Here is a 24013-nt window from a genome sequence, read left to right as displayed (position 1 = left end):
CCTTCAACGCTAAAATAAAAGCATTTAGAGCAACATCTAGAGGGGTAAGAGATACCGCTTTCTTTCTATACAGGCTAACTAAAATCTATGCTTAAGTTCTTAGCCCCCCAGATTTTCCGCTTGATCCGATAGGACTTAAAATCTAACTCAGCTCATTAATAAAAAAACCGGCCCAAGAGCCGGTTTTTTTATTGCCCATTAAGAGTGGTGTTTAAGGTGTATAAGCCAAATTAGGACTCAGCCATCTTTCAGCTTCTTCTAAGGTCATATTTTTGCGTCTTGCGTAATCTTCTACCTGATCTTTGGTGATCTTACCTAAACCAAAATAACGGGATTCGGGATGGGAGAAGTAGAAGCCACTAACTGAAGCTGCAGGGAACATTGCAAAGCTTTCCGTTAAATGTATTCCGGTTGTTTCTTCCGCTTTCAAAAGATCAAATAAAGTACGCTTTTCTGTATGCTCAGGGCAGGCTGGATATCCAGGTGCGGGGCGTATTCCCTGGTACTTCTCTTTGATTAACTCCTCATTATTCAACTCCTCATCTTTCGCATAGCCCCAGTACTCTTTACGTACCAACTCATGCATCTTCTCGGCAAAAGCTTCGGCAAAACGGTCAGCTATAGCTTTAGTCATGATGCTGTTGTAGTCGTCGTGGTTCTTTTCGAATTCTGCTACCAGCTCATCACACCCTATTCCCGCTGTAACGGCAAAACCGCCAAAATAATCTTCTACACCACTTTCCTTTGAAGCAACGAAATCGGAAAGTGCATAGTAAGGCTCGCCTTCCATTTTCTCAGTCTGCTGACGAAGGGTATGGATCACCACTGGAGATGACTCTCCAACCTCCAATTCTATATCGTCATCATTTATTGTATTCGCTTTCCAGAAACCTATAACAGCTTTAGCTTTTAACAGCTTCTCGTCCACGATTCGTCTCAGTAGTCTTTGCGCATCTTCATAAAGCTTTTTAGCTTCATCTCCTACTACTTTATCCTCAAAAATACGAGGATAGCTTCCACGCAATTCCCAGGTATGGAAAAAAGGAGTCCAGTCAATGTAGGCCTCGAGCTCACTTAAAGGAAAGTCTTCGAAAACTTTGGTTCCTAATAAAGATGGAGCAGGAGCTACCAGATCGGGGTTAATCTGAAACTTTTTCTCCCGGGCTTCCTTGATCGTTTTATATCTTTTGTCGGACCGTTTATTTAGATGAGCCTCTCTCGCTTTCTCGTATTCTGCTTTAATATTTGTTATGTATGTCTCTTTTGCTTCACCATTCATAAGCGTGCTGCAAACAGTAACGCTTCTTGAAGCATCTAGAACGTGTACAACAGAGCCAGAATAGTTCGGATCAATTTTTACAGCAGCATGGATGCGGGAAGTAGTAGCTCCACCGATCAGCAATGGAATGCTGAAGCCTTCACGCTCCATTTCTTTAGCAAAATGCACCATTTCATCCAGTGAAGGGGTGATCAGGCCACTTAATCCAATGATGTCAACCTTTTCTTCCCGGGCTCTTTTAATGATTTCCTGTGCAGGGACCATCACGCCCATATCGATCACTTCAAAGTTGTTGCAGGCAAGGACTACACCCACGATATTTTTTCCAATATCATGCACGTCACCTTTCACAGTTGCCAGTAACACCTTTCCAGCTGAACTTGAGCCCGTTGATGAAGGGTTCTTTAATTTTTCTTCCTCGATAAAGGGCAGCAGGTAGGCTACAGCCTTTTTCATTACACGAGCTGACTTTACAACCTGTGGAAGGAACATTTTTCCTGCACCGAACAGATCTCCTACTACATTCATTCCGTCCATCAGGGGCCCTTCAATTACCTGTAATGGCCTGTCGTATTTCTGACGGGCTTCTTCAACATCAGCATCCAGGTATTCTACTATACCTTTAACCAGTGAGTGTGTCAGTCTTTCCTCTACGCTTCCTTTTCTCCATTCTTCGTCCCTGACAGCCTCTTTGCCTTTTGCCTTAACAGTTTCTGCAAATTCAACCAATCTCTCTGTCGCGTCAGGGCGGCGATTTAGAAGTACATCTTCAACTCTTTCCAACAGCTCTTTAGGTATCTGTTCGTAAACCTCCAGCATTCCCGCGTTCACAATCCCCATATCCAGACCTGCATTAATAGCATGGTACAGGAAGGCAGAGTGCATGGCTTCACGTACCACGTTATTTCCCCTGAATGAGAATGAAATGTTAGAAACACCTCCGCTTACCTTTGCATAAGGAAGGTTTTCTTTGATCCAACGGGTAGCGTTGATAAAGTCGACTGCATAATTATTGTGTTCCTCCAACCCGGTTGCAACAGTAAGGATGTTAGGGTCGAAAATAATATCCTGAGGAGGGAACCCAACTTTATCTACTAGAATATCATAAGAGCGCTTACAGATCTCCACACGGCGTTCGTAGTTATCAGCCTGGCCATTCTCATCAAAGGCCATTACGACTACAGCAGCACCGTAGGTTAATATCTTCCTGGCGCTTTCAATGAACTTTTCTTCTCCTTCTTTTAGGGAAATGGAGTTAACAATTCCCTTTCCCTGAAGGCATTTCAATCCTGTCTCGATCACTGTCCATTTGGAAGAATCGACCATTATCGGAAGTTTAGCGATATCAGGTTCTGATGCAATCAGATTTAGGAATTTAGTCATTGCTGCTTCAGAGTCAAGCATTCCCTCATCCATGTTTACATCTATCACCTGCGCACCTCCTTCAACCTGTTGACGGGCAACCGTGAGAGCTCCTTCGTAATCTCCTCCTAGAATTAGTTTGGAGAACTTTGGGGAGCCTGTAATATTCGTGCGTTCACCGATATTTACAAAAATACTTTCAGGAGTGATGGTAACAGGTTCCAGTCCGCTTAAACGCAAATAAGGTTCCACTTGGGGGATTTTCCTTGGTGCAAGTTTCGCTGCTTTTTCTGCAATGCAGGCAATATGTTCAGGTGTCGTTCCGCAACATCCACCCACTATATTCACAAAACCATGTTCCATAAAATCCTCCACAAAGTGGGCAGTTTCATGGGGAAGCTCGTCATAAGCACCAAATTCATTAGGCAAACCGGCATTGGGGTAAGCTGAAACATAACACGGAGCCTTCTTTGCTAATTCTTCTATATGCGGACGCATTTCTTTAGCTCCGAGGGCGCAGTTGAAACCTATACTTAATATGTTAGCGTGCGTAAGTGAATTTAGAAAAGCTTCAGCTGTCTGACCAGAAAGTGTACGGCCGCTGGCATCAGTGATAGTACCGGAGATCATGATGTCGATCTTCCTTCCAATCTCTTCTTCGTATCGTTTCACGGCGAAGATACCAGCTTTGGTGATCAATGTATCGGTGATAGTTTCAAAGAGCAAAACATCTGCTCCTCCGTCTACCAAACCACGCACCTGTTCGTAAAATGCTTCCGCAAGTTCGTCAAACGTCACAGCCCTGAATCCGGGGTCGTTAACGTCTGGAGACATAGATGCCATCTTCGTTGTTGGACCCATTGCCCCGGCTACAAAACGAGGCTTGTCTGGATTTTTGACAGTATATTCCAGTGCCACCTCTTTTGCAATCCGTGCTCCTTCATAGCTCATTTCATAAGAAAGATCCTCCATTTGGTAATCTGCCATAGAAATGCGTTGAGTACTGAAAGTGTTAGTCTCGATAATATCGGCCCCAGCCTCCAGATATTCGGCGTGAATTGCCTTGATTATATCAGGGCGTGTAATGTTTAGAAGGTCATTATTGCCCTTCACATCACAAGGGTGGTCTTTAAACCTTTCTCCACGAAAATCTTCTTCAGTTAAATGATAGCGCTGGATCATTGTACCCATCGCACCATCAATAATCAGAATTCGTTTCTCAAGCTCTTTTCTAATGTCCATGTTGTATTTAGATATGCTATGCGAGTTTGAGACATAAGAGTTTTGAAACTAATGTCCAGCAATATTAATTTGAATGTGGTTAAAACTAAGACTTGTAAGAAGTCCTGTATCTAATATCTCAAATCTCACATCTAAAAATGCTTATTTTCGAAAAGTCGGTTTCCGGCTTTCTTTCTTACTTATCTTTTCCTAATCCTCAGGTGCGGACTCGGATAGAATTTAGCACCTTGTAAGCACAGGTTGCTAAGACATCATAGGGTCTAGTCCCTCCGTCTTTCTGAATAAGCAATGCAAAAATGCGATAAAATCAGGTGATTTGCAAATAAGAAAGGCATCACCCTTAAGTAATGCCTCCCGAAATGAAATTGCTATGATTATTTCCTTCTGCCAAATAATCTCAACAGATAAAGGAATAAATTAATAAAGTCGAGATAAAGGGTGAGAGCTCCAATGATGGAAAGCTTGCTCATTTGAACTTCTCCCAGCTCATTAGCACTATAGCTTATCTTTTTTAATTTTTGAACGTCATAGGCTGTTAAGCCAACGAATATGACAACGCCAATAAAGCTCAGGATGTAGTCTAACTGATCACTTTTCAGGAACCAATTTACAATACTAGCTATTACGAGGCCAATAAGCAGCATAATAAGGATGGAACCCATTTTAGTTAAATCCTGGCTGGTGGTATAGCCTGCAATGGCCATAACTCCAAATAAGAGAGATGCTGTTATAAAGCAACCATAAATTGAAGAAGCAGTATAAGCGAGCAAAATGAAACTCAAGCTAATACCTGTAATTGCAGCGTAAGTGGTAAATAACACAATGAGCACTCCATAGGGTAGCTTTTGAAACCCATACGACATCAGCAGAACGAAGCCTAATGGGGCAAACATCGCTATTTTACCAAGTAAAGATGTACCGCCAGTTAAGGGATCTACAAGATAGGATAATAGAGTATAATCGTTAGCGAACCAATAGGCAAGGCCTGCAGATATACCCAACGCAATGAACATCCATAGAAAAACAGATGCCATAAATTTTTTAGAACTTTCAGCTCCGTCAAGCTGAATAACGTTCTTAAACTGATAATTTTGATCTTCCACCTTTAAATAAGTTTAGATATACGGGTGGAAGTTAATAAATTTTTTCAATACAACCTCTTTGTCAGCTGCTCTTCAACATTTTTGAAAAACTGTATAGGCTTCAAATTCCTCCAGGTCATTTCATCCAGATTTCCTCCGAAGTTGATATAGTAGTCAATATTCCTGTCTTTGAACTCATCAACTACGTGTTCTCTGAAATTCACGCCTGCAATCCAACCGTCCTCAACGTCCTGAAACCACTCTTCATAATACGAATCGTCAGACGCGTGAAAGTTCAATACATTTTCCCCAATCAGAATAAACTTATTAATGCCTTCCTGCATCATCAGCTCCAGGATCTCTCGTTTCAGTAGCATTATGTCATTATACAATGTATCATTCCATTCTCCAATGAATTCTATAATAGCATAATGCCGGTCATAGTCTACGTAGAGGATCTTTATATATAATGTCTGCGAACCAAAATAATCCCACTGCGGATGGATGTAGTAATTGTAGATCTTCTTATCAAACTCGAACTCACTGTACTCCGTCTGATAAAAGGGCGACTTCTCATCTTCCGCTGCTACATAATCGTCACGCCACCTATAATATGGTTCTATGTCGTGCATATTGCCCTCCGTTTCCCCTGTAAGGAGAAGTAATTTTAATCTTGTTGTTTAAAAGCTTCCACTGCTTTTCTAACATTTCCATGTTGTTCGAGCAGTTTTTGTGCCGTTTCTTCATCTGTACCCGTAGCTTCCATGACCATCTTAACGGCACGATTGATCAATTTGTGATTGCTCAGCTGCATGTCGAACATCTTGTTGCCTTTTACCCGGCCTAACTGAATCATAACAGTGGTGCTGATCATGTTGAGTACAAGTTTCTGCGCCGTTCCAGATTTCATACGTGTTGATCCCGTTACGAATTCAGGGCCTACAACAACTTCTATAGGAAATTTCGATTCGGCAGCCACAGCACTTCCTTCATTACATACGATACAGCCTGTGACAACTCCCGTCTCATTCGCTTTCTGAAGGCCTCCTATCACGTATGGGGTTGTGCCCGATGCTGCAATTCCTACAAGAACGTCTTTATCGCTAATATTGTATGCTTGTAGGTCTTTCCATGCCTGTTCTCTATCGTCTTCAGCAAATTCAACTGCTTTCCGGATCGCTCCATCGCCGCCCGCAATAATACCGATTACCCAATCATGAGGTACTCCGTAAGTAGGCGGACATTCAGATGCATCAACAATACCTAAGCGACCGCTGGTACCTGCACCGATATAGAAAAGTCTGCCACCAGCCCTCATTTTTTCAGAAATAACTTCTACCAATTTCTCAATTTGAGGTATTGCCTTTTCAACGGCTGAGGGAACAGTTTTATCCTCGTTGTTAATTCCGCGAAGCAAAGCGTCAATAGGCATTTTATCGAGGTCGGTGTATAGCGATTCCTGCTCGGTAATTCGATTCATAGCGTAAAGGTCAGAATTTTTGCTGAAGGAAAAAGAAAAAGAGTCAACAGATAATCTAGTTTTATGGTAGAATAAGCACTTTTAAGTTCAAAAGAGAAGTTAGTGCAGGAATTTTGAAACATCCTCCAGCGAGTAATCCGGATTAGCTCCTTCTCTTGAAGCCACCAGAGCCCCAGCTGCGCAAGCCCGTTCTAAAACCGCTTCAATCGGTCTTTTTTCTAAATATCCGGCAAGAAAAGTAGCGAGAAAGGCGTCGCCTGCACCGACAGTATCGACTACGGTTACTTTAAAACCCTTATGCTTATAGAAATTTCCGTCGTGATATACAGCGGCCCCCTCAGCTCCCAGTGTAACACAAACTGTCTTTATTCCGGTAGCTTCCGCTACTGCAGAAATCAGGCCTTCAATATGGTCTCCTTTGACATTAAACAAGTCTCCAAGGAATGCTAGTTCATCTTCGTTTAATTTTAGAAGATCAGCTTTTAAAATCAATTCTTTAATCAAGCGATGGTCAACATGGGGAGGTCGGAGGTTCAGGTCCAGTACTTTTAATTTTGCAACGGGAATCAGTTGAAAGAGTGTGGTTCTTGATCGCTCATCCCTGCTGGCAAGACTTCCAAATAATAGTGCATCAGCATTTTCGATCACCTCACTGAGCGCCATAGAAAACTTAATATCATCCCATGCTACTGGTTTAACAATGGTATAAGTAGCTTGCTGTTGTTCATCCAAATTGACCTCAACTACCCCGGTTGGTAGAGTAGGATGTTGCTGAATATGATCAGTGCCTAGGCCCTGGGTCTCCAGGAATGTTCGAAGATCTTCTCCGTTTTGATCTTCACCCAGACTGCTAATTACTACTGCATTAACAGCATTTCTAAAAAGATGCAGGGCTGCGTTCATAGGAGCTCCCCCTGGCTTTCTTCCATCTTTGAAATTATCCCATAAAACTTCGCCGAAGCAAACAACTTTCTTCATTGATCAGAATTTAAATTAGAAACAAGACAGTGACTTTGCTTTCATTCTTGCAACACAATTTAAATCTAAAAGCTTTTTTTCGAATGAAGGTTTACGGATTTATAAAAATTCCTTTAGGAGCAGAACTTTTGAAGAAAACCGGGATCTAGCCTTGGAGGTTCTTCCTGGCGGTTAAAAGACAAATTACGCCTTAAAGGAGGGCTTAAGCCTATAGTTCAACCCCCGGGAGGATAGTATTTAATCATCTCTTCTTGATAAATCCCTATAGAAAAGAAACCCGGCTGGAGGTGGCCGGGTTTACATGAGAGCATTAATGATTAATTAGGCATTAATACGGTGTCTACTACGTGAATTACTCCATTCTTTTGAAAAACGTCTTTAATGGTTACCATCGCGGTCATTCCTTTTTCGTCTTTAAGTACAAGGCTTTTGCCATTCATTATTGCCCAAAGTTTTCCGCCATTTGCAGTCTTAAATTCAGCTGTTCCATTTCCTTTTCTTATAGCAGCAGCAATGTCAGCTGCACTGTGTTTTCCTGCAACAACATGATAAGTAAGGATATTAGTAAGGGTAGCTTTATTTTCTGGTTTAACCAGTGATTCAACCGTTCCTGCCGGAAGTTTTTCAAATGCGGCATTTGTGGGTGCAAATACTGTAAATGGTCCTTCCGACTTTAGAGTTTCTACCAGACCGGCTGCTTTAACCGCTGCAACTAAAGTGGTGTGATCCTTTGAATTTACAGCATTGTCTACAATATCTTTAGTAGGATACATTGCAGCTCCACCTACCATCACGGTTTTTTGAGCAAATGTTTCATTGCAAAATAAAGTAGCTACTACTGCGAAAATTGTCAGGGTAATTCTTTTCATGATTATGGGTTCTTATTGTTTTCATGAAGAATTACGAAATGGGAATGAGTATGGATTTCTGAAGCTGAAATTATTGTTCTGCAGAAATAAAGAGTTCCGAAGCGATATGATCAGCGAATAATTTACCCTCCTTTGTCAGTATAACTTTGTTATCTGATACAGAAACCCATCCTTTTTCCTTAAACTCTGCAAGCGGCTCTACAAGAAAGTTCTTAAAATCAGATCCGAATTCTTTTTCAATAAATAGGAGATCTGTTCCCCAGATAGTCCTCAAAGAGGTCATGATATATTCATTAAATTGATCTTCTTTAGTCAGGATCTCTGTTTCAGCAGGAATAAGTCCCTCTAATATCCCCTTAATATACTTGGAGTTGTTAGCGATATTCCATTGTCTTTGTCTTCCGTTAAAAGAGTGAGCGGAAGGGCCCAACCCCAGGTAAGAAACTCCCTTCCAATAATTCGCATTATGTTGGGAATAGAAGCCCGGCTGTGCAAAATTAGAAATTTCATAATGCTCAAATCCGTTTTCTGCCAGACTCTCCATGAGGATAATGAATTGTTCGGCACTTTGCTGTTCATTCATCGCGGGCTGCTTCCCGCTTTTAATGAAATGCGCCAGGGCAGTTCTTTGTTCCACAGTCATTGAGTAAGCCGAGATGTGCGGCACCTGCAGCTCAATCATTTTCTGAATATTACCCTTCCATTTATGGTCTTTAAGAAGAGGGTAGCCATAGATCAGGTCCGATGTTATATTCTCGAAGCCTGCATCCTGTACGCGTTTTATTGAAGCTTCCGCTTGAGCCGCATTGTGTGCCCGGTTCATCCAGATCAGATCTTCCTCAAAAAACGATTGAACCCCGATACTAAACCGGTTCACTTGTGTATGTCTCAGTTCATTTACTGCCCGGCTTTCCAGATCGTCGGGGTTTGTCTCCAGAGTTATCTCAGTCTCAGAACTTACCGGATGTAAAGAAGAAATAGTATCAATTAAACGCTGTATTTCATCTGCGCCAACCACAGAAGGCGTTCCTCCGCCGAAATATATCGTGTCGATTTTTTCCCCCTCCAGGAAGTTTTTTTGTAATCTGATCTCATCATGCATTGCCTGTAACAACACCTCTTTGTCTTTAAGGGAGGTAGTAAAATGGAAATCACAATAATGACATGCTTTCTTACAGAAGGGGATATGCAGGTAAATTCCGGCCATGTTCGAGTAGTATTAGTTGCAGGAGAACATTCTTAGCTGAACCCCCGTATTTTATCTGAATAATTAGCTGACGCAAAAAATCCGTGAGCACTTTATAAAAGATACGCAAAGGTAAATGAAATAGCTTTTCTTGAATAAGATGAATGTAAGCTTATCGGTAATTGATGCATTTAAGTGGTAAGTTAAGGGGCATTAACCTTATTAGTTTGAATCAGGTATAGTGTGGGTATTTATAGGAAAAGTCTTCTTCGTAGTGTAAATTATTCTACGTTTTTGACGTGAGGAATAGCTTAAACAGCATTAATTGGATATTGTTTTAATGGCATGTAAATTGTTTATAAATACTCGCCCTCCCAAAGGGCATGTTTTTCATAGGTAGATGTAGGGCCGGGATCTTTTCCGGCCCTTTTTTATTACTTCTCATATCGTTTCGATAGTCGTTAATCTCAGGCGATCCAATTGTAGCAAAAGTATATTCAGATCTTTCAGTCTTCAAGTTCCTCACAAAAAATACCTGATGTCTCTAGCAGACTTTCAATAAAAATAGGTGGTAACCCATTAGTTACAATTCTCAAGATCTTATCCCTGTCTTTCAAATCAAGGTTCCATTCTCTTATAGAAAGTACAGGGCTTAAAAGCGCTTTTATTTTGGCGATTTGTTCTTGTCTCCGCACGTTTGTTTTAAAAACCAGGATCTTCATTTTTCTTTTTCTGCTTAGATGAAATTGTATGAATTTTGTTGCTGTTTTTTTTAATTCTTCAAAAGAGCTAAGCATAGGTGACAATCCTATGTCAGCAGCCTAAAAATTTTAGATCATGGAATTATAGGAAGTCTTACAGGTGATTTTGCAATCTGACATTCTATCAACATTCAATCTTCTTATATTTGTTGACATTATCAACTATTGAAATGAGCAACAGAACCAGTCCATCTATTGGATATGTAATCGGAACTACCCGCCGGTTAATTCTTAAGGTATTAGGTGCTGCCTTTGTGAAGCATAATATTCCAATTACTATAGAACAATATATATTTCTTCATGGATTAAGAAATATGGAAGGGGATGTAACACAGCAAGATATGGCTAATCATACTTGTAAGGATAAATCAGCCGTGCTAAGAACAATTGATATACTGGAAAAGCAAGAGCTGGTAAAAAGGAGTCAGGTAGCGGGAGACAGGCGGAAAAATACAATTAGTGCGACAGGGAAGTGCGACCAGCTTTTTGACAAGATCTTGCAAATTGAAGAGGGGATTTTTAAGGCACTTACTGAGGAGATCAGTGATGCAGATTACGAGACCACTTTAAGAGTTTTAGGTCAGATCCAACAAAACGCAAACACATTACAATCATCTAAATAATCACACACCCATCAATCATGAACAAAAAACACCTCTTAAATTTTTCCATGTTTATCTCCGTTCCGCTTTTATTAGCGTCATGCGGTGGAGGAAACAGTAAAGGTGCTGCACCAGGGATGGCAGGGGATCCCAACCAGGTAAAAGACTATAAAGTAATAGAGTTAGCACCTCAGGTAGCAGAATTACACACAGACTTCCCTGCAACTATCGAAGGCCAGCAAACCGTTGAAATCCGGCCAAGAGTGGACGGTTATATTGAACAGATCTACGTAGATGAAGGGGCGAGGGTGAGTAAAGGACAAAGACTGTTCAGGATTAACGGAGATCTTTTTGAGCAGCAGGTTAGAACAGCTCAGGCAAATGTTCAGATTGCACGCACTAACGTTAGCAATGCTCAATTGAAAGTTAATCAAGTTAAGCCTCTGGTTGAAAGAGATATTATCAGCAATTTTGAATTGCAGAACGCTCAGTTGAATTTGCAATCGGCCCGAGCATCCCTCGCTGCCGCGCAGGCCCAGCTAAAGAACGCGAGAACGAATTTATCTTACTCTCTTGTAACTAGTCCCGCCAACGGGGTTATTGGACGCATTCCTTACAAGGTAGGTGCATTAGTAAATAGCAATATTCCTGAGCCCTTAACTACAGTTGCAAATGTAAGCCGCATGTATGCTTACTTTTCAATGAACGAAAAGCAGGTGTTAGACTTCTCGAAGTCAACAGGAGGTTCAACGTTGCAGGCTAAGCTCTCTAAGCTTCCGGCAGTTGAACTAATTCTTCCTGATGGTTCTCCTTATCCACAAAAGGGTAAAGTAGAAGCAGCAAGTGCTTTGATCAATACAGAAACGGGTTCATCAAACTTCAGAGCAACTTTTCCCAATCCGCTTGGTTTGCTTCGCAGTGGAAGCACGGGAACACTTCGTATTCCAGCCAGCATTCCAAATGCTATTCTCGTTCCTCAAAAAGCAACTTACGAGATTCAAGGTAAAAAATTTGTTTACATCCTTAAAGCAGATTCAGTAACCTCTGCACCTGTTGAAATTAATCCTTCGGCTGCAGGCCTTTCCTATGTCGTTCAGAGCGGCCTGAAGGCGGGCGACAAGATCGTAATTGAAGGAATATCCGGACTTCGTGAAGGTGCAAAAATTAAACCTGTGGTAGTAAGTGCCGACAGTGTATTTAATTCGCTCAAACAAGAGGAAGTTCAGAGATAAGATCTGAAGCTGAAAATATTTCGGGGGCTTATTTCCCTGACTAACATGTATCAATTACATTAATTTATGTTTAGAAGATTCATAGAGAGGCCGGTTCTATCAACGGTAATATCTATCATCATAGTTATTCTGGGAATTCTGGGACTTGTATCCCTGCCTATTTCCCAGTATCCGGACATCGCACCACCTACTGTTCAGGTAAGTGCTTCTTATCAGGGAGCCAGTGCTGATGTGGTATTAAATAGTGTTGTTGTACCCCTTGAGGAACAGATCAATGGTGTGGAAGACATGACTTACATGACTTCCTCGGCTGGTAACGATGGTACTGCCAACATCACCGTTAACTTTAAACTGGGTACCAATCCCGACCTTGCTGCGGTGAACGTTCAGAACCGGGTGGCTCGTGCAACCAGTTTGCTTCCTCAGGAAGTGACCCGGGCGGGGGTTATCACAGCAAAAAGACAGAGCAGTAACCTGGTAATTTTTACTCTTTACAGTGATAATCCAGCCTACGATCAGAAGTTCCTGCAGAACTATGCAAGTATCAACCTTATTCCTCAGATAAAGCGTATTCCCGGTGTGGGCGACGCTACCGTTTTCGGAACGATGGAATATTCCATGCGGATTTGGCTAAAACCCGATGTAATGGCCAGCTACGGTTTGGTTCCTTCAGATGTTAGTAATGCCTTGGCAGAGCAAAATATAGAAGCCGCTCCGGGACAATTTGGAGAGGAAGGAAAGCAGGCTTTCCAATATGTATTGAAGTATAAAGGCAGACTAAAGAATACAGAAGAGTTTGGCGATATTATTTTAAAATCTACAGGTAGCGGACAAGTACTTCGTCTTAAAGATGTAGCGCGGATTGAGCTTGGCGCGCAAGGGTATTCAAGTACAACAAAGGTGGATGAAAAGCAGGGTATTGGTGTTGCCATCGCGCAAACAGCAGGCTCTAATGCAAAAGAGGTTATCGAAGGAACCCTGGCGGTCCTTGAAAAATCAAAACCATCCTTTCCCAAAGGTGTGAATTACGTTACTGTTATTAACGTGAACGACTTCCTTGATGCATCTATCGAGAAGGTGATTCACACCCTGATCGAGGCCTTTATCCTCGTATTTATTGTAGTATTTGTTTTCCTTCAGGATTTCAGATCCACCCTCATTCCGGCAATTGCCGTTCCGGTGGCTATCATAGGTACTTTCTTCTTCCTACAGCTTTTTGGATTTACTATAAATCTCTTGACGCTGTTTGCACTCGTCCTTGCCATTGGTATTGTCGTCGATGATGCGATTGTTGTTGTGGAGGCCGTCCATGCTAAACTCGACCATGGGTATTCATCGGCACGATTGGCAACGATAGAGGCAATGGATGAAATTTCAGGAGCAATTATTTCCATTACGCTGGTAATGGCAGCGGTTTTTATTCCGGTTTCCTTTATCTCTGGTTCTGCAGGGGTATTCTATAAACAGTTCGGTTTAACACTGGCTATCTCAATCATTCTTTCTGCTGTGAACGCGCTGACTTTAAGTCCGGCCCTCTGTGCAATATTCTTAAAACCACATCAGGAAGGGGAACATAAGGCGGGTTTTCTCCAACGTTTCTATACCGCTTTCAATACAGCATTTGATGCGACCACTCATAAATACCGTCGCTCGTTGAACTTCTTTACCCGCAAGCCATGGGTTGCTATTGCTGGTATTGCTTTGTTCGCTGGCATTTATTATGTGCTGACATTAACAACACCGAAAGCCTTTGTACCGAACGAGGACATGGGGGTAGTAATGTCAGACATTAGTTTAGCTCCGGGATCTTCAAGGGAAAGAACTGATGAAGTAACCAGGGAAATTGCGGCTATTGCAAGCAAAGTTCCGGAAGTGGAGCATATTCTTCGTATTACCGGCCGAAGCCTTATTAGTGGTACCGGAAGTAACTATGGAATGGTGATAATGCGGTTGAAACCATGGGCTCAGCGTACCGGAAAGGGCCAGGACGTACAGGCCATCATTGGTCAGATGTTTGGAAGGACTGCAGGTATCCGCGATGCCAAAGTTATTTTCTTCCCGCAACCTACCATTCAGGGATTCGGTACATCGGGCGGTTTTGAGTTCCAGCTTCAGGATAGGAGCGGCGGTGATATCGCTAAGTTTTACAAGGTTAGTCAGGACTTCTTCGCGGCCTTGAACGCACGTCCTGAAATCCAGTATGCTGCAACTCCCTTCAATCCTAACTTCCCGCAGTATCAGATCGACGTGAATGTAGCACGGGTTAAAGATGCAGGATTAACAGTTAATGATGTGCTGAACACCATGCAAGGTTACTATGGAGGGGTGTACGCTTCAAACTTCAACCAGTTCGGTAAGCAATACCGTGTAATGTACCAGGCGGAAGCAGAGTTCAGAGCTAATCCAGAAGGACTGAGCAGTATTTTTGTTCGAACAAAAACAGGAGCAATGGCGCCGGTAAGTGAGTTCATTACGCTGCAAAAAGTTTACGGCCCTCAGGCAATCACCCGCTTCAACCTTTTCACTTCAATGGCGGTAACGGGTACTCCGAAACCTGGATTTAGTTCTGGTGACGCCATCAAAGCAGTTCAGGAGGTTGCTGCTCAGACCTTGCCTTCAGGCTATAGTTACGAGTACTCAGGAATTACACGGGAGGAATTAACTGCAGGAGGGCAAACCGTATTTATCTTCCTGCTCGTACTGGTATTTGTTTACTTCTTGTTAAGTGCGCAGTACGAAAGTTACATTCTTCCGTTCTCTGTACTGCTTTCACTTCCGGTAGGACTTGCAGGAGCCTTCATCTTTGCAAAGTTATTTGGAGTGACGAATAATATATATATGCAGATTACTCTGATTATGCTGGTGGGATTGCTTGCTAAAAATGCAATCCTGATCGTAGAGTTTGCGGCAGAGCGCAGAAGACAGGGTATGGCAATTGCACAAGCAGCAATGGAAGGGGCTGCTGCCCGTTTGCGTCCCATCCTGATGACATCCTTCGCCTTTATCCTTGGCCTTGTTCCCCTTATGTTGTCTTCGGGTGCAGGAGCCGTGGGGAATAAATCAATAGGTACAGGAGCTGTAGGCGGAATGCTTATCGGAACAATTTTCGGAGTATTTGTAATTCCGGTACTGTTTATCATTTTCCAGGGCTTGCAGGAAAGAGTATCCGGGGCTCCGCATACTCCTTCACAGGATGATGACGAAAAAGCTATTGCTGCAAATTAATTAACGTTTGTTCTGCTTGTTTGTGCTTTCGCACCACAAGCGTAACTATAAACAGAAATCATGATATTAAAACAAAGGATACAGTTGGGACTACTAGCAACGCTTGCATTGCTGGTAGCTTCCTGCGGAATTCAAAAATATAAGAGACCAGAAGCTAAACTGGAGGGACTTTACCGTGATGTTCCAAGCTCTGATACCAGTAGTATTGGAACCCTTCCCTGGTCTCAGATCTTTGGGGATGCATACCTTCAAAAATTAATCGAGGAGGGAATTGCTCAAAACCTTGATCTGAAAATAGCTGCTGCCAGGATCCAGCAGGCTGAAGCTTATTATCTTCAAAATCGTGCTGCTTTATTTCCTGCTCTTAACGGAACAGCATCAGCAACATTTAACAAGCTATCAGACGCTCAGGGAGGACAGTTTATTAATAATAACAGGATTTATCAAGCCGGTTTGAGCTCAAATTGGGAAGCAGACATCTGGGGTAAGTTAAGAAGTTCAAGAAAAGCAGGCTACGCAAATTTGTTACAAAGTGAAGCAGGAGCAAGAGCTGTTCAAACCGGTTTGGTTGCAAATATTGCTAATTATTATTATACTCTTTTAGCCCTGGATCAGCAATTGTTAATAACCCAGCAGACCGTTCAAAACTGGGTGAAAACAGTAGAGACCATGCGTCAATTAAAAGACGCAGCCCGTGTAACAGGGGCCGCTGTTGTGCAAAGTGAAGCTAGTCGATACGCAGCCGAAGTAACGATCCCTGATTTAAAGCAACGTATCAGAGAAACAGAAAATGCCTTGAGCGTTCTGCTGGGAAGATCGGCGGGAGCAATCGCACGGAATAATCTTGATCAGCAAACTTTGCAAACTAATCTTCCGGTAGGTGTACCTGCCCAGCTTCTCAGTAACCGGCCGGATGTTCAGCAGGCCGAGTTCAATTATCGATATTATTTTGAAAATGTGAATGTCGCCAGAGCTTTCTTTTATCCTACCTTGACGATCACAGCATCAGGAGGCTTATCAAATGTCGACTTGCAAAACTTTTTTAGTTCAGGTTCTGTATTTGGAAGCTTCGTAGGGGGCTTGACACAACCTATTTTCAACAAGAGGGCAAATAAAACCAGGCTCGAAGTAGCCAAAGCACAGGAGCAAGAAGCTTTGTTCGGTTTTCAAAGATCCCTTTTAACAGCAGGTCAGGAGGTTTCAGATGCACTGGCACTGTATCAAAATGCAGCAGATAAGACTATAAGTCGCCAGAAACAGATTGAAGCCCTTCAAAAATCTATTGAATATACTGAAGCTCTTCTTCGCTATGGTTCCGCCAATTATGTAGAGGTGATCAATGCTCAGCAAAGCTACCTTAGTGCCCAGTTAAACCGCGTGAACGATCGTTTGCAGCAATACCAATCCGTTGTAAGATTGTATCGTGCATTAGGAGGCGGCTGGAAATAAGACGCTATTTACGCACACAACCACATACACACACACATAGTTACTAAAGGTCCGCAGGTTTTCCTCCGGGCCTTTTTTGTAAGGATCATGGCTGAGAATGCTGTAAACAAAAAAAGAGTTCTGTAATGAACTCTTAGGGGTTGTTTTTATAGGTAGATGTTTGTTTATGTGTTTATGCGGCTTGAAGCGGATGTTGTTGAGATGCCTCTTTTTTACTTTTGAAGTTTCTCAGGTCTGATTTTAGAAGAGCTAACAATTCTAAATCTGTTAATCTTTCAGCGGTATTTTGTGTGGTAGTAGTTGATTCTTTCATGATGTTCTTAAGTTGATGTTACTTGTATCGCTAATAATATGCCAAGGAGTAAAACGGGGTTTAAATAGGTGTTAGAACGGCTTATTCATTAAATCTGTACAAAAAAATGTACAAAAAGGCTGTATAGAATTCTGAAATCCGGTTTTGCCTAACGTATTTTGTCGCTCAAAGATAAAAGAAACTCAATTCCCGTTATTTTTGTCGCTCAGCTATAGCAATATGAATATAACCTATCAATACTATAATGAGATAGTTTTGGGATTTGGAGACTATGAGGTAGATTACTCGGAAGGTGTGATTATTATAGAAGTTCCAGAGAGTAGCAAATCTTTTGATGTGATTTGTTCTAAAATTAAAGAACACCTTATGCGAATTTCCGGAACCCTTGAACCTCGTAATGAATCTGTAATAGTACGGGTTGTAAGAGGAGAGGAAATCCAGGAAATAACTCTGGAAAAAGAGCTTTAAAAAAAGGCTTTCAAACGGGGAGAATGAAAGCCTTTAAACTAACCAATTATAAACCTTTTGCTCTTTTTTATACAATTACAATGCCAGTGTATTAAATACACTATGCAAGATTTTGTTTAAGCTTAATTGCTTGTAAATAAAATGCTTCTATGACTGTTTCTACGTTCTTTTTGTATAAAAACCTGGTCGGTTGTCCAAAGCCCTGACACATCCTAGTTTTCATTGTGGAAAAAACTCTCTGATTGTAGCACAAGCTCTACTAATCTCGTAATGGTATAAATTAAACGAGATGAGATCACGCAGGATATTAATTGCAAGTATACTTGCATTAGGTTTTTACGGCTGTAAAAAGGACTTCCCCGAACAGACACCAGAACAGAAAGCTTTACAGGAAGACACCTTTGCCGCGACAAATATTTTAACTGTTGAAGGGGTGTTAAATGAAATTGAATTTATTGCTAAACAGGTACCTGCAATAAATCAAAATGGAAGTTTTTTGTCTTGTGCAACTATAACAAAGCAGGATGTAGAAGGCGGGCAAAAGATAGATGTGAATTTTAATATCAATACAACCTGTAGTGATAACACTTCCCGCTCTGGAAAGCTCTCCTTAATGTACTACTCTAATGGAACCATTTCCGTAACTCCATCAAATTATGTGGTTAGTAATACAGCAATTAGCGGCACTTATAATTTCGGGACCGAGAGCATTAATCAGGTAAATTACCTCCTTCTAAATGTTCTGGATGGAAAGTTCACGTCTACCAATGGAGCATTCATCAATTTCAGCGTCGAAAAGAGGTCTACCATCAAATTAGGCGCAGCTACCCCTGATTTTTCCGATGACGTTATTGAAATTGATCAGGCCAGTTACCAACTCGAGGTCGCTAATGTTCCAGCTAATACCAAGATCGCTGCCGAGACTAAAACTCCTTACACCTTAAAATATTCCTGCTCTGACAAGTTCAGACCCAGGTCCGGAGCTATACTCTTCCAACGATTAGGACAAAACAAGCGGATGATAGAATTTGGAAGTGGGAATTGCAGTGATGTGCCAAAGCTTTCAGAAATAGTTCAATAAATTAAATGGTAATGGAGAACCGGCTGGAAACGGCCGGTTTTCTTATTTTATTCCTTGTTGAGTCCGATCTTCAATTTTCAAACCTTTTTATAACCTTCTCTATTTGCCTCCCGTAATAATATTAAAAATCCATCACCATGAATAAACAAACTACCTGGGGCATATTTTCACCTGACGGACATTTTGAGGCAATCAGTAATCTTACGGTAACAAAAATTGAGTATGCCAGCAAGTCATCACTCGAATTGAAAGAGCTATTAGTGGAAAAAGAGGAGCTGGAACAGTATGAACAGTGTGCTCTTATCCGGGATGAACTGGCACGCAGATAAGTTCGAAAATAAACTGGCCTGAATCTCATTGGTCTGATACCAGTCTACCGATTGTCCACAGTCTATTACATTGCAGTTCAAATCGAATTAATCAAGCTCGGTTAATTTGAGGAAATGAGGTGAACATCGAAGGTTTTTAGATTGTACTCAACCAGCTTCAAAGGTTTTTCCCCGGTCATTAAGTAGTACGCGCCGGTTTCCTGGTTATGTACGTCCGCCAGATTTTCTTTAGGGTATTTTTCCAGAAACTCTGCCTCATCTTTTATCTCACCGAGCTCTATAAGTTTTTTACAAATAGCACTTAAAAGTTTCCGTTCAAATTCCGCTTCAGCTGTTGTTTTTGTTTGTTCCGCGCTCATGTATTTTTTGCTCCTATTGATGCAAAGGTAATAAAGCTTCGGTAAGCAGATTAATGCTTGGGAAGTTCAATAAAGAATGAGGTTCCTTCGTTCTCTTTACTATCAAACCAGATATTACCTTTATGCCATTCAACAATCGTTTTTACTACCCACATTCCCATTCCCGTTGAGGGTTCCCCCTGAAGTCCCTTCCTTCGCGCTGGTGTAAATTGTTCAAACAGTACCTCCTTGAACTCATCTGGAATTCCTATACCATTATCACTGTATGTAAACATGATTTTTTCTCCTTTGTCCTCAATGTTGATGGAGATCAATGCCTCCTCGTGAGTAAACTTGAGAGCGTTGGTGGTTAAGTTATTTACTATCTGAATAAACTTTGCTTCATCAACTTCGATTAAGATGGATGGTGCGGAAGAATTTAGAATGAACGTTCTGTTTGTCAACTGTTCGCTCTGTTGGTACTCTTCAAAATACTCCTTCAGCTTTTTAACAATATCTATACGGTTTTTAACTAATTGAACCTCTGCTGTCTCCAGAAATTCTCTGTTTGTTAAATCTTTGATCAGATTATGCGACTGCGCAATGATCTTGCCTATTGCTTCAATCTGATGGTAAAGCGCTCCATCGATCTTATTTCTAAGGGATGATGCAAGCGTATTTGCGATTGCCAATGGGCCTGCAAGGTCATGTGCAAGGATGTTAAGGACTGCATTTTTTTTGTTCGCGTACTTGTCTTTCGATGAATAGTTATTTCTTTCTTCAGTAATAGGTGTCACCGTAGCAACAACCTGTTTGCCAGAGTCACCGTCAATTACCCAGGGTTGGAGCCTCAACCATTTAGTAGGTCCTGTTAACGGATTAAATCTGACGTCGACTTTTGATTTTTCTATCCCTTGCAATAATGCGGAATAAACTTCCCTTAAATAGGATTTATCTTCTTCAGTAAAGTAAGAACTAAAGTTAGTTACTGAATTTAGATCATCCCCCAGATTAAAGAGATTTTTAAAGGCGGAATTTATGTAAACAAGGCTTTCAGTAGATACATCCAGTACAAACGTAGCAACTGGTGAATCGGCAATTAATTTAAAACTCTGTTTATTAGTCATAACCTTGAAGAGATGCCATCATCGAACGCTAGTGTAACATAGCGTAATTCAAAAAGTTTCCTCAACAGGGATTGGCGAACCTCAACTATTTGCTGTTTTATTTTCATTCTTTAAAATCATTCAGTACCTCAAACCAAAATCATTAAAATCCCTTTTTTGCATCATGCGTAAGCTCATTCAAAAGCTGCTTAAAAAGCCAGTAAGTAAATTGGCAGCCAGATTTGAATCTCGCCCTGATAAAGATTTGGTGCATAGCGCCCTAACGAATTTATTTCATAATCTTAATGCCAAGCCTGGAAAATACGGACCTGTCCTCTCAGTTAGTCCTGCGGATAAGTTTATAGTATTCTCTGACCAGCATAAAGGGGGCAAAGACGGATCCGACGATTTTTCCTATGCGGAGAGGAATTACCTTAGGGCCCTGGAATATTATAATGAGGAAAGGTTTACATTTATTAGTCTGGGAGATGCGGAAGAGCTTTGGGAAAACAATATTCTGACAGTAACTAAGTATAACAAGTCATCCTTCGAGTTAGAGAAGTTGTTTTTAAGAAGGAAGGCTTTCATCAAAGTGTTTGGCAATCATGATCTCTATTGGGATAATGACCCTCTTGCTCCTGTTACCTTAAGAAGCATCTACGGTGAAGACCTTAAGGTGTTCGAGGGTGTGATTCTGAAAATACAGGTGAGCAGTCAGCCTCTTAGTATTTTTCTTACGCACGGTCATCAGGGAGATAAACAAAGCGATGGGAACTGGTTTAGCAAATGGTTTGTATCTACCATATGGGCTCCCTTGCAACTCTACCTTGAGCTTAATCTTAACACCCCGGCTTATAATACCGTTCTTAAATCTAAGCACAATCAGTTTATGTATGAGTGGGTAGCGCCTCTTAAAAACGTCTTGCTCATTACAGGGCATACCCATCAGCCAGTTTTCTTATCCTTAACCTATCTTGAAAGGTTGTTTGGCCGCTTGTTCCGGGCCAGGCAGGCAAATGATCGGGAACAAGTCGAGAGCTTGCAAGCAGAAATAAAGATCAGGGGAGTGAAAGAAAATACCAAGACAGATTTTCTGTCTTATCAACCAACATACTTTAACACGGGCTGCTGTTGTTTTAGCGACGGAGATATTACGGGAATAGAAATTGAAGGAGGCTATATGCGCTTGATCAAATGGGAGTATGACGAGCAGAATATCTCAGGACGAATCGTATTGGAGGAGGTATTATTGGAGAAGCTCGTTCAAAGCTTTGCTACTCCGGCTAAAGAAATACCATCTTAATCCTTCCGGATTATAGCCTCTTCTGCTGTTTGCTCTCTTGACCGAAACGGCCAATCTCCTGCTAGTTTCGCTTTTATAAAATAGACAATGGCTCCTGCGCAGATAACGGTAATACCCGACAACACCATCTTGCTGCCCGTTGAAATTAGAATACCAAACCAGATCAAAATTGCCAGGATGACTGGAACGGGGAACAAAGGCATTTTGTAGGGAAAGGATTCCCTTCCTCTTTTCCTTCTTAAAATGATCAGTCCCAACGCCTGACCGATAAACTGAATCAGGATCCGCATGGCGAGGATCGCACTAATCACATCACTTAATCTGAAGAGTAAACTAAATACAAATGCAACAGAGCCTAAGATCAGCAAAGAAACGTGAGGGAAATTTTTGGTTGGATGCAAGCGGGCGAATATTTTAAAGAATGCTCCATCAGCAGCTGCAGCATAAGGAATGCGACTGTAACCCAATGTTGCTGAAAAGACCGAAGCGAATGCTACCCAAAGGATAAGAACAGTGGCGATCTTAGCGGCAGTACTTCCTGCAATTCGCTCAATAAAAACGCTTACCACAAATTCACTTTCTTTCGCTTCTGCCCACGGAATTACACTGACAACACTAATGTTCATCATGAGGTAAAGAAAGGCTATACCCGCTATAGAAAGGAACATACTCCTGGGAATATTCTTGTCGGGGTTAATGATCTCGCCTCCAAGGTGACAAACATTGTAGTATCCAAGATAACTATAAACCGTTTTTACAGAAGCAAAACCAATAGCTGCTACAAAACCGTAGTTGAGGGTAAGACCGTCGTTGATATGTTTTAAAGGCGCTGTGAAATTACCATTGGCAATACCTCCTCCTATGATCCAAAGCATGGTAAGGATAACACCACCCCAAAGAAAAACACTTATTTTACCGATATCTTCGATCTTTCTGTAAAGGAGTACCACGATTAATATCACAACTGAAGCACTAACGCACTTTGAGCCAATGTTGCTTAAGGGGAACAGAAAGGAGAAATAAGAGGCGAAACCAATTGAAGCAGATGCAATAACGAGCGGAGCTTGTATCATGGTTTGCCAGACAAATAAAAAGCTCATAAAGCGGCCCGCTTTACTACTGCCATAGGCTTCTTTCAAAAAATTATAACTTCCTCCTGCCTTTGGAAATGCTGTTCCAAGTTCACTCCATATCATTGCATCTACCAGGGAAAGAAAAGCACCTGCCATCCAGGCATAAAGAAAGTAAGGGCCATTCATCATGCCGATAACCATAGGCAAGGTAATGAAGGGTCCGATTCCTACCATATCGGTCATATTAATCGCCGTAGCCTGAGCGAGGCCTAACCTACGAACGAGATGGGAACTTGTTGACATTTAACAGCGTAAGCTTGATGCTATTGTTTTACGGCGCTTGCCTTTTTAATTTCCGCGTTATATCGAATAATGGCCTGATAATAGTCTTGCTTGTTGAAAGACCTCATGGCTTTGTCTGAATTTGAAATAACAGCCCTTAATTGTTCTGGCGAAAAGTTCAATATAGCTCCGCTGTCCACTTGGATTGCCGACAGATAGCCAGTATGCATATCAAGTCTTTCAGACAAAAAGGAGTAGGCTGTGATTTTGCCGGAAATTGACTTGAATAACCAGCAACTGTCTGCAGCCAGCCCTTCTATAGTTTCCTTTTTTTCAGGATGCTTGAAATTCTCATAGAGGCGACTGATCTTCAAGGTCTGTTTCGGGTAAATCCGCTCTTCTCTTGAGCCTTCATTATGGCTAGATTTTTTATTAGGCAGCTTCAGATAAGAGACATGTAATGCAGTGTCAGTATAGATCTTGGAAAAGATATCCTTAGTGGTCCCATCTTTAAATGTTACCCTAAAGTTGTATTTATTATTTTCAAGTAATTCTGTATTTCTATACCAATAACGGTTATTAACCATTTGTGTAAGCATACGGAACTGCACACCTGTGCTATTATATCCCAGATGCGGCTGTGCCACAGACAGGAATGCAGTAAAAATAAAGATTGTTGTAAGCAGCAGATTTCTCATGTAAAGGTTTGAGTCTCTTGCTAAAGAACTCCGTTGCAAAGATAAAAGATAAAGTGGGGTAAGATATCTTGCACAAATGTTATGACATTATACAAGCATTGGAAGTAAAAAAAGCCCGATCTGACAAGACCGGGCTTTTTTATCTTTTTGTCTCGTCCTGAAAAAAGTTGACTAATACAAAGTCAACATATGAGTTATCAGGTAATTAAACAAAAAAGAGAAAGCTCGTCGAAAAAGTACAGCGAAGTATTTAAGCGGATGGTTGTTGAGGAATT

The 24013-nt window shown here is 41.5% G+C and carries 21 protein-coding genes and 1 riboswitch; of the genes, 8 read left to right on the top strand and 13 right to left on the bottom strand.

Translation table 11 applies throughout. The features are described 5' to 3' along the window. Positions 1-211: 211 nt before the first annotated feature. The 8 genes from metH to J4N24_RS25215 form a co-directional block, all read right to left on the bottom strand. Positions 212-3898, bottom strand: coding sequence for a methionine synthase (gene metH, locus J4N24_RS25250; protein ID WP_369806260.1), 3687 nt, complete (start codon positions 3896-3898; stop codon positions 212-214). 161 nt (positions 3899-4059) lie between these two features. Then, positions 4060-4171: riboswitch (SAM riboswitch) on the bottom strand. Positions 4172-4257: 86 nt separating this feature from the next. Further along, on the bottom strand, positions 4258-4986 hold the full coding sequence (locus J4N24_RS25245; RefSeq protein ID WP_369806259.1) for a Bax inhibitor-1/YccA family protein: 729 nt from the start codon (positions 4984-4986) through the stop codon (positions 4258-4260). 44 nt (positions 4987-5030) lie between these two features. After that, positions 5031-5597: a hypothetical protein gene (locus J4N24_RS25240; protein ID WP_207536521.1), complete on the bottom strand. Its 567-nt coding sequence runs from the start codon at positions 5595-5597 to the stop codon at positions 5031-5033. Positions 5598-5632: 35 nt separating this feature from the next. After that, positions 5633-6445: an N-acetylmuramic acid 6-phosphate etherase gene (gene murQ, locus J4N24_RS25235; protein ID WP_207536520.1), complete on the bottom strand. Its 813-nt coding sequence runs from the start codon at positions 6443-6445 to the stop codon at positions 5633-5635. A gap of 99 nt (positions 6446-6544) precedes the next feature. Continuing rightward, complete coding sequence (locus tag J4N24_RS25230; RefSeq protein WP_207536519.1) at positions 6545-7423, bottom strand: carbohydrate kinase family protein; 879 nt, start codon at positions 7421-7423, stop codon at positions 6545-6547. A 317-nt stretch (positions 7424-7740) separates the two neighbouring features. After that, entirely contained in the window at positions 7741-8292 is a 552-nt protein-coding gene (locus J4N24_RS25225) for a fasciclin domain-containing protein (protein ID WP_207536518.1), read from the bottom strand. A gap of 70 nt (positions 8293-8362) precedes the next feature. Continuing rightward, the gene (hemW, locus tag J4N24_RS25220) at positions 8363-9499 is read right to left on the bottom strand and encodes a radical SAM family heme chaperone HemW (protein ID WP_207536517.1); all 1137 of its coding nucleotides are present in this window, start codon (positions 9497-9499) and stop codon (positions 8363-8365) included. Between the two features lie 485 nt (positions 9500-9984). Further along, positions 9985-10200, bottom strand: coding sequence for a hypothetical protein (locus J4N24_RS25215; protein ID WP_207536516.1), 216 nt, complete (start codon positions 10198-10200; stop codon positions 9985-9987). Positions 10201-10409: 209 nt separating this feature from the next. Here J4N24_RS25215 and J4N24_RS25210 point away from each other — a divergent pair, with 209 nt between their 5' ends. The 4 genes from J4N24_RS25210 (at position 10410) to J4N24_RS25195 (ending at position 16747) form a co-directional block, all read left to right on the top strand. Continuing rightward, positions 10410-10862, top strand: a complete 453-nt coding sequence (locus tag J4N24_RS25210) for a MarR family winged helix-turn-helix transcriptional regulator (protein ID WP_207536515.1) — start codon at positions 10410-10412, stop codon at positions 10860-10862. 17 nt (positions 10863-10879) lie between these two features. Continuing rightward, a complete protein-coding gene (locus J4N24_RS25205; RefSeq protein ID WP_207536514.1) occupies positions 10880-12073 on the top strand; it encodes an efflux RND transporter periplasmic adaptor subunit in 1194 nt (397 codons plus the stop codon). A gap of 66 nt (positions 12074-12139) precedes the next feature. Continuing rightward, entirely contained in the window at positions 12140-15298 is a 3159-nt protein-coding gene (locus tag J4N24_RS25200; RefSeq protein WP_207536513.1) for an efflux RND transporter permease subunit, read from the top strand. Positions 15299-15358: 60 nt separating this feature from the next. Then, complete coding sequence (locus J4N24_RS25195; protein ID WP_207536512.1) at positions 15359-16747, top strand: efflux transporter outer membrane subunit; 1389 nt, start codon at positions 15359-15361, stop codon at positions 16745-16747. Positions 16748-16919: 172 nt separating this feature from the next. On the opposite strand, the gene J4N24_RS25190 is transcribed toward J4N24_RS25195, so the two are convergent. After that, positions 16920-17060 (bottom strand): hypothetical protein, encoded by a 141-nt coding sequence (locus J4N24_RS25190; RefSeq protein WP_207536511.1) that lies wholly within the window; start codon positions 17058-17060, stop codon positions 16920-16922. 219 nt (positions 17061-17279) lie between these two features. Here J4N24_RS25190 and J4N24_RS25185 point away from each other — a divergent pair, with 219 nt between their 5' ends. The 3 genes from J4N24_RS25185 to J4N24_RS25175 all read left to right on the top strand — a co-directional run bounded on the left by J4N24_RS25185 (position 17280) and on the right by J4N24_RS25175 (position 18938). Then, positions 17280-17528, top strand: coding sequence for a hypothetical protein (locus J4N24_RS25185; protein WP_207536510.1), 249 nt, complete (start codon positions 17280-17282; stop codon positions 17526-17528). Positions 17529-17817: 289 nt separating this feature from the next. After that, entirely contained in the window at positions 17818-18609 is a 792-nt protein-coding gene (locus tag J4N24_RS25180) for a hypothetical protein (protein ID WP_207536509.1), read from the top strand. Positions 18610-18746: 137 nt separating this feature from the next. After that, entirely contained in the window at positions 18747-18938 is a 192-nt protein-coding gene (locus tag J4N24_RS25175; RefSeq protein WP_207536508.1) for a hypothetical protein, read from the top strand. Between the two features lie 101 nt (positions 18939-19039). Here the strand turns inward: J4N24_RS25175 and J4N24_RS25170 are convergent, their stop codons facing one another. Further along, positions 19040-19297 carry a hypothetical protein gene (locus J4N24_RS25170; RefSeq protein WP_207536507.1) on the bottom strand — a complete coding sequence of 86 codons (258 nt, stop codon included), beginning with the start codon at positions 19295-19297 and terminating at the stop codon, positions 19040-19042. 50 nt (positions 19298-19347) lie between these two features. Then, positions 19348-20403: a sensor histidine kinase gene (locus tag J4N24_RS25165; RefSeq protein ID WP_207536506.1), complete on the bottom strand. Its 1056-nt coding sequence runs from the start codon at positions 20401-20403 to the stop codon at positions 19348-19350. A 163-nt stretch (positions 20404-20566) separates the two neighbouring features. Between J4N24_RS25165 and J4N24_RS25160 the strand changes: the two genes are divergently transcribed. Continuing rightward, positions 20567-21685 (top strand): metallophosphoesterase, encoded by a 1119-nt coding sequence (locus tag J4N24_RS25160; RefSeq protein ID WP_207536505.1) that lies wholly within the window; start codon positions 20567-20569, stop codon positions 21683-21685. On the opposite strand, the gene J4N24_RS25155 is transcribed toward J4N24_RS25160, so the two are convergent. Further along, on the bottom strand, positions 21682-23061 hold the full coding sequence (locus J4N24_RS25155) for an APC family permease (RefSeq protein WP_207536504.1): 1380 nt from the start codon (positions 23059-23061) through the stop codon (positions 21682-21684). The genes J4N24_RS25160 and J4N24_RS25155 overlap by 4 nt on opposite strands. 20 nt (positions 23062-23081) lie before the next feature. Continuing rightward, positions 23082-23738 carry a hypothetical protein gene (locus tag J4N24_RS25150; protein ID WP_207536503.1) on the bottom strand — a complete coding sequence of 219 codons (657 nt, stop codon included), beginning with the start codon at positions 23736-23738 and terminating at the stop codon, positions 23082-23084. Positions 23739-24013 lie beyond the last annotated feature (275 nt).

The sequence above is a fragment of the Desertivirga arenae genome (genome assembly GCF_017355785.1).
GTDB lineage: Bacteria > Bacteroidota > Bacteroidia > Sphingobacteriales > Sphingobacteriaceae > Desertivirga > Desertivirga arenae.
The sequence above is the reverse complement of the archived record's forward strand: the minus strand, read 5'-3'. Positions and strand labels throughout refer to the sequence as shown.

What these genes read in the sequence shown, in the direction of transcription:
- J4N24_RS25240 (WP_207536521.1), bottom strand. Translation starts at nt 5,597, where the DNA reads ATGCACGACATAGAACCATATTATAGGTGGCGTGACGATTATGTAGCA.
- murQ (WP_207536520.1), bottom strand. Translation starts at nt 6,445, where the DNA reads ATGAATCGAATTACCGAGCAGGAATCGCTATACACCGACCTCGATAAA.
- J4N24_RS25230 (WP_207536519.1), bottom strand. Translation starts at nt 7,423, where the DNA reads ATGAAGAAAGTTGTTTGCTTCGGCGAAGTTTTATGGGATAATTTCAAA.
- J4N24_RS25225 (WP_207536518.1), bottom strand. Translation starts at nt 8,292, where the DNA reads ATGAAAAGAATTACCCTGACAATTTTCGCAGTAGTAGCTACTTTATTT.
- hemW (WP_207536517.1), bottom strand. Translation starts at nt 9,499, where the DNA reads ATGGCCGGAATTTACCTGCATATCCCCTTCTGTAAGAAAGCATGTCAT.
- J4N24_RS25215 (WP_207536516.1), bottom strand. Translation starts at nt 10,200, where the DNA reads ATGAAGATCCTGGTTTTTAAAACAAACGTGCGGAGACAAGAACAAATC.
- J4N24_RS25210 (WP_207536515.1), top strand. Translation starts at nt 10,410, where the DNA reads ATGAGCAACAGAACCAGTCCATCTATTGGATATGTAATCGGAACTACC.
- J4N24_RS25205 (WP_207536514.1), top strand. Translation starts at nt 10,880, where the DNA reads ATGAACAAAAAACACCTCTTAAATTTTTCCATGTTTATCTCCGTTCCG.
- J4N24_RS25200 (WP_207536513.1), top strand. Translation starts at nt 12,140, where the DNA reads ATGTTTAGAAGATTCATAGAGAGGCCGGTTCTATCAACGGTAATATCT.
- J4N24_RS25195 (WP_207536512.1), top strand. Translation starts at nt 15,359, where the DNA reads ATGATATTAAAACAAAGGATACAGTTGGGACTACTAGCAACGCTTGCA.
- J4N24_RS25190 (WP_207536511.1), bottom strand. Translation starts at nt 17,060, where the DNA reads ATGAAAGAATCAACTACTACCACACAAAATACCGCTGAAAGATTAACA.
- J4N24_RS25185 (WP_207536510.1), top strand. Translation starts at nt 17,280, where the DNA reads ATGAATATAACCTATCAATACTATAATGAGATAGTTTTGGGATTTGGA.
- J4N24_RS25180 (WP_207536509.1), top strand. Translation starts at nt 17,818, where the DNA reads ATGAGATCACGCAGGATATTAATTGCAAGTATACTTGCATTAGGTTTT.
- J4N24_RS25175 (WP_207536508.1), top strand. Translation starts at nt 18,747, where the DNA reads ATGAATAAACAAACTACCTGGGGCATATTTTCACCTGACGGACATTTT.
- J4N24_RS25170 (WP_207536507.1), bottom strand. Translation starts at nt 19,297, where the DNA reads ATGAGCGCGGAACAAACAAAAACAACAGCTGAAGCGGAATTTGAACGG.
- J4N24_RS25165 (WP_207536506.1), bottom strand. Translation starts at nt 20,403, where the DNA reads ATGACTAATAAACAGAGTTTTAAATTAATTGCCGATTCACCAGTTGCT.
- J4N24_RS25160 (WP_207536505.1), top strand. Translation starts at nt 20,567, where the DNA reads ATGCGTAAGCTCATTCAAAAGCTGCTTAAAAAGCCAGTAAGTAAATTG.
- J4N24_RS25155 (WP_207536504.1), bottom strand. Translation starts at nt 23,061, where the DNA reads ATGTCAACAAGTTCCCATCTCGTTCGTAGGTTAGGCCTCGCTCAGGCT.
- J4N24_RS25150 (WP_207536503.1), bottom strand. Translation starts at nt 23,738, where the DNA reads ATGAGAAATCTGCTGCTTACAACAATCTTTATTTTTACTGCATTCCTG.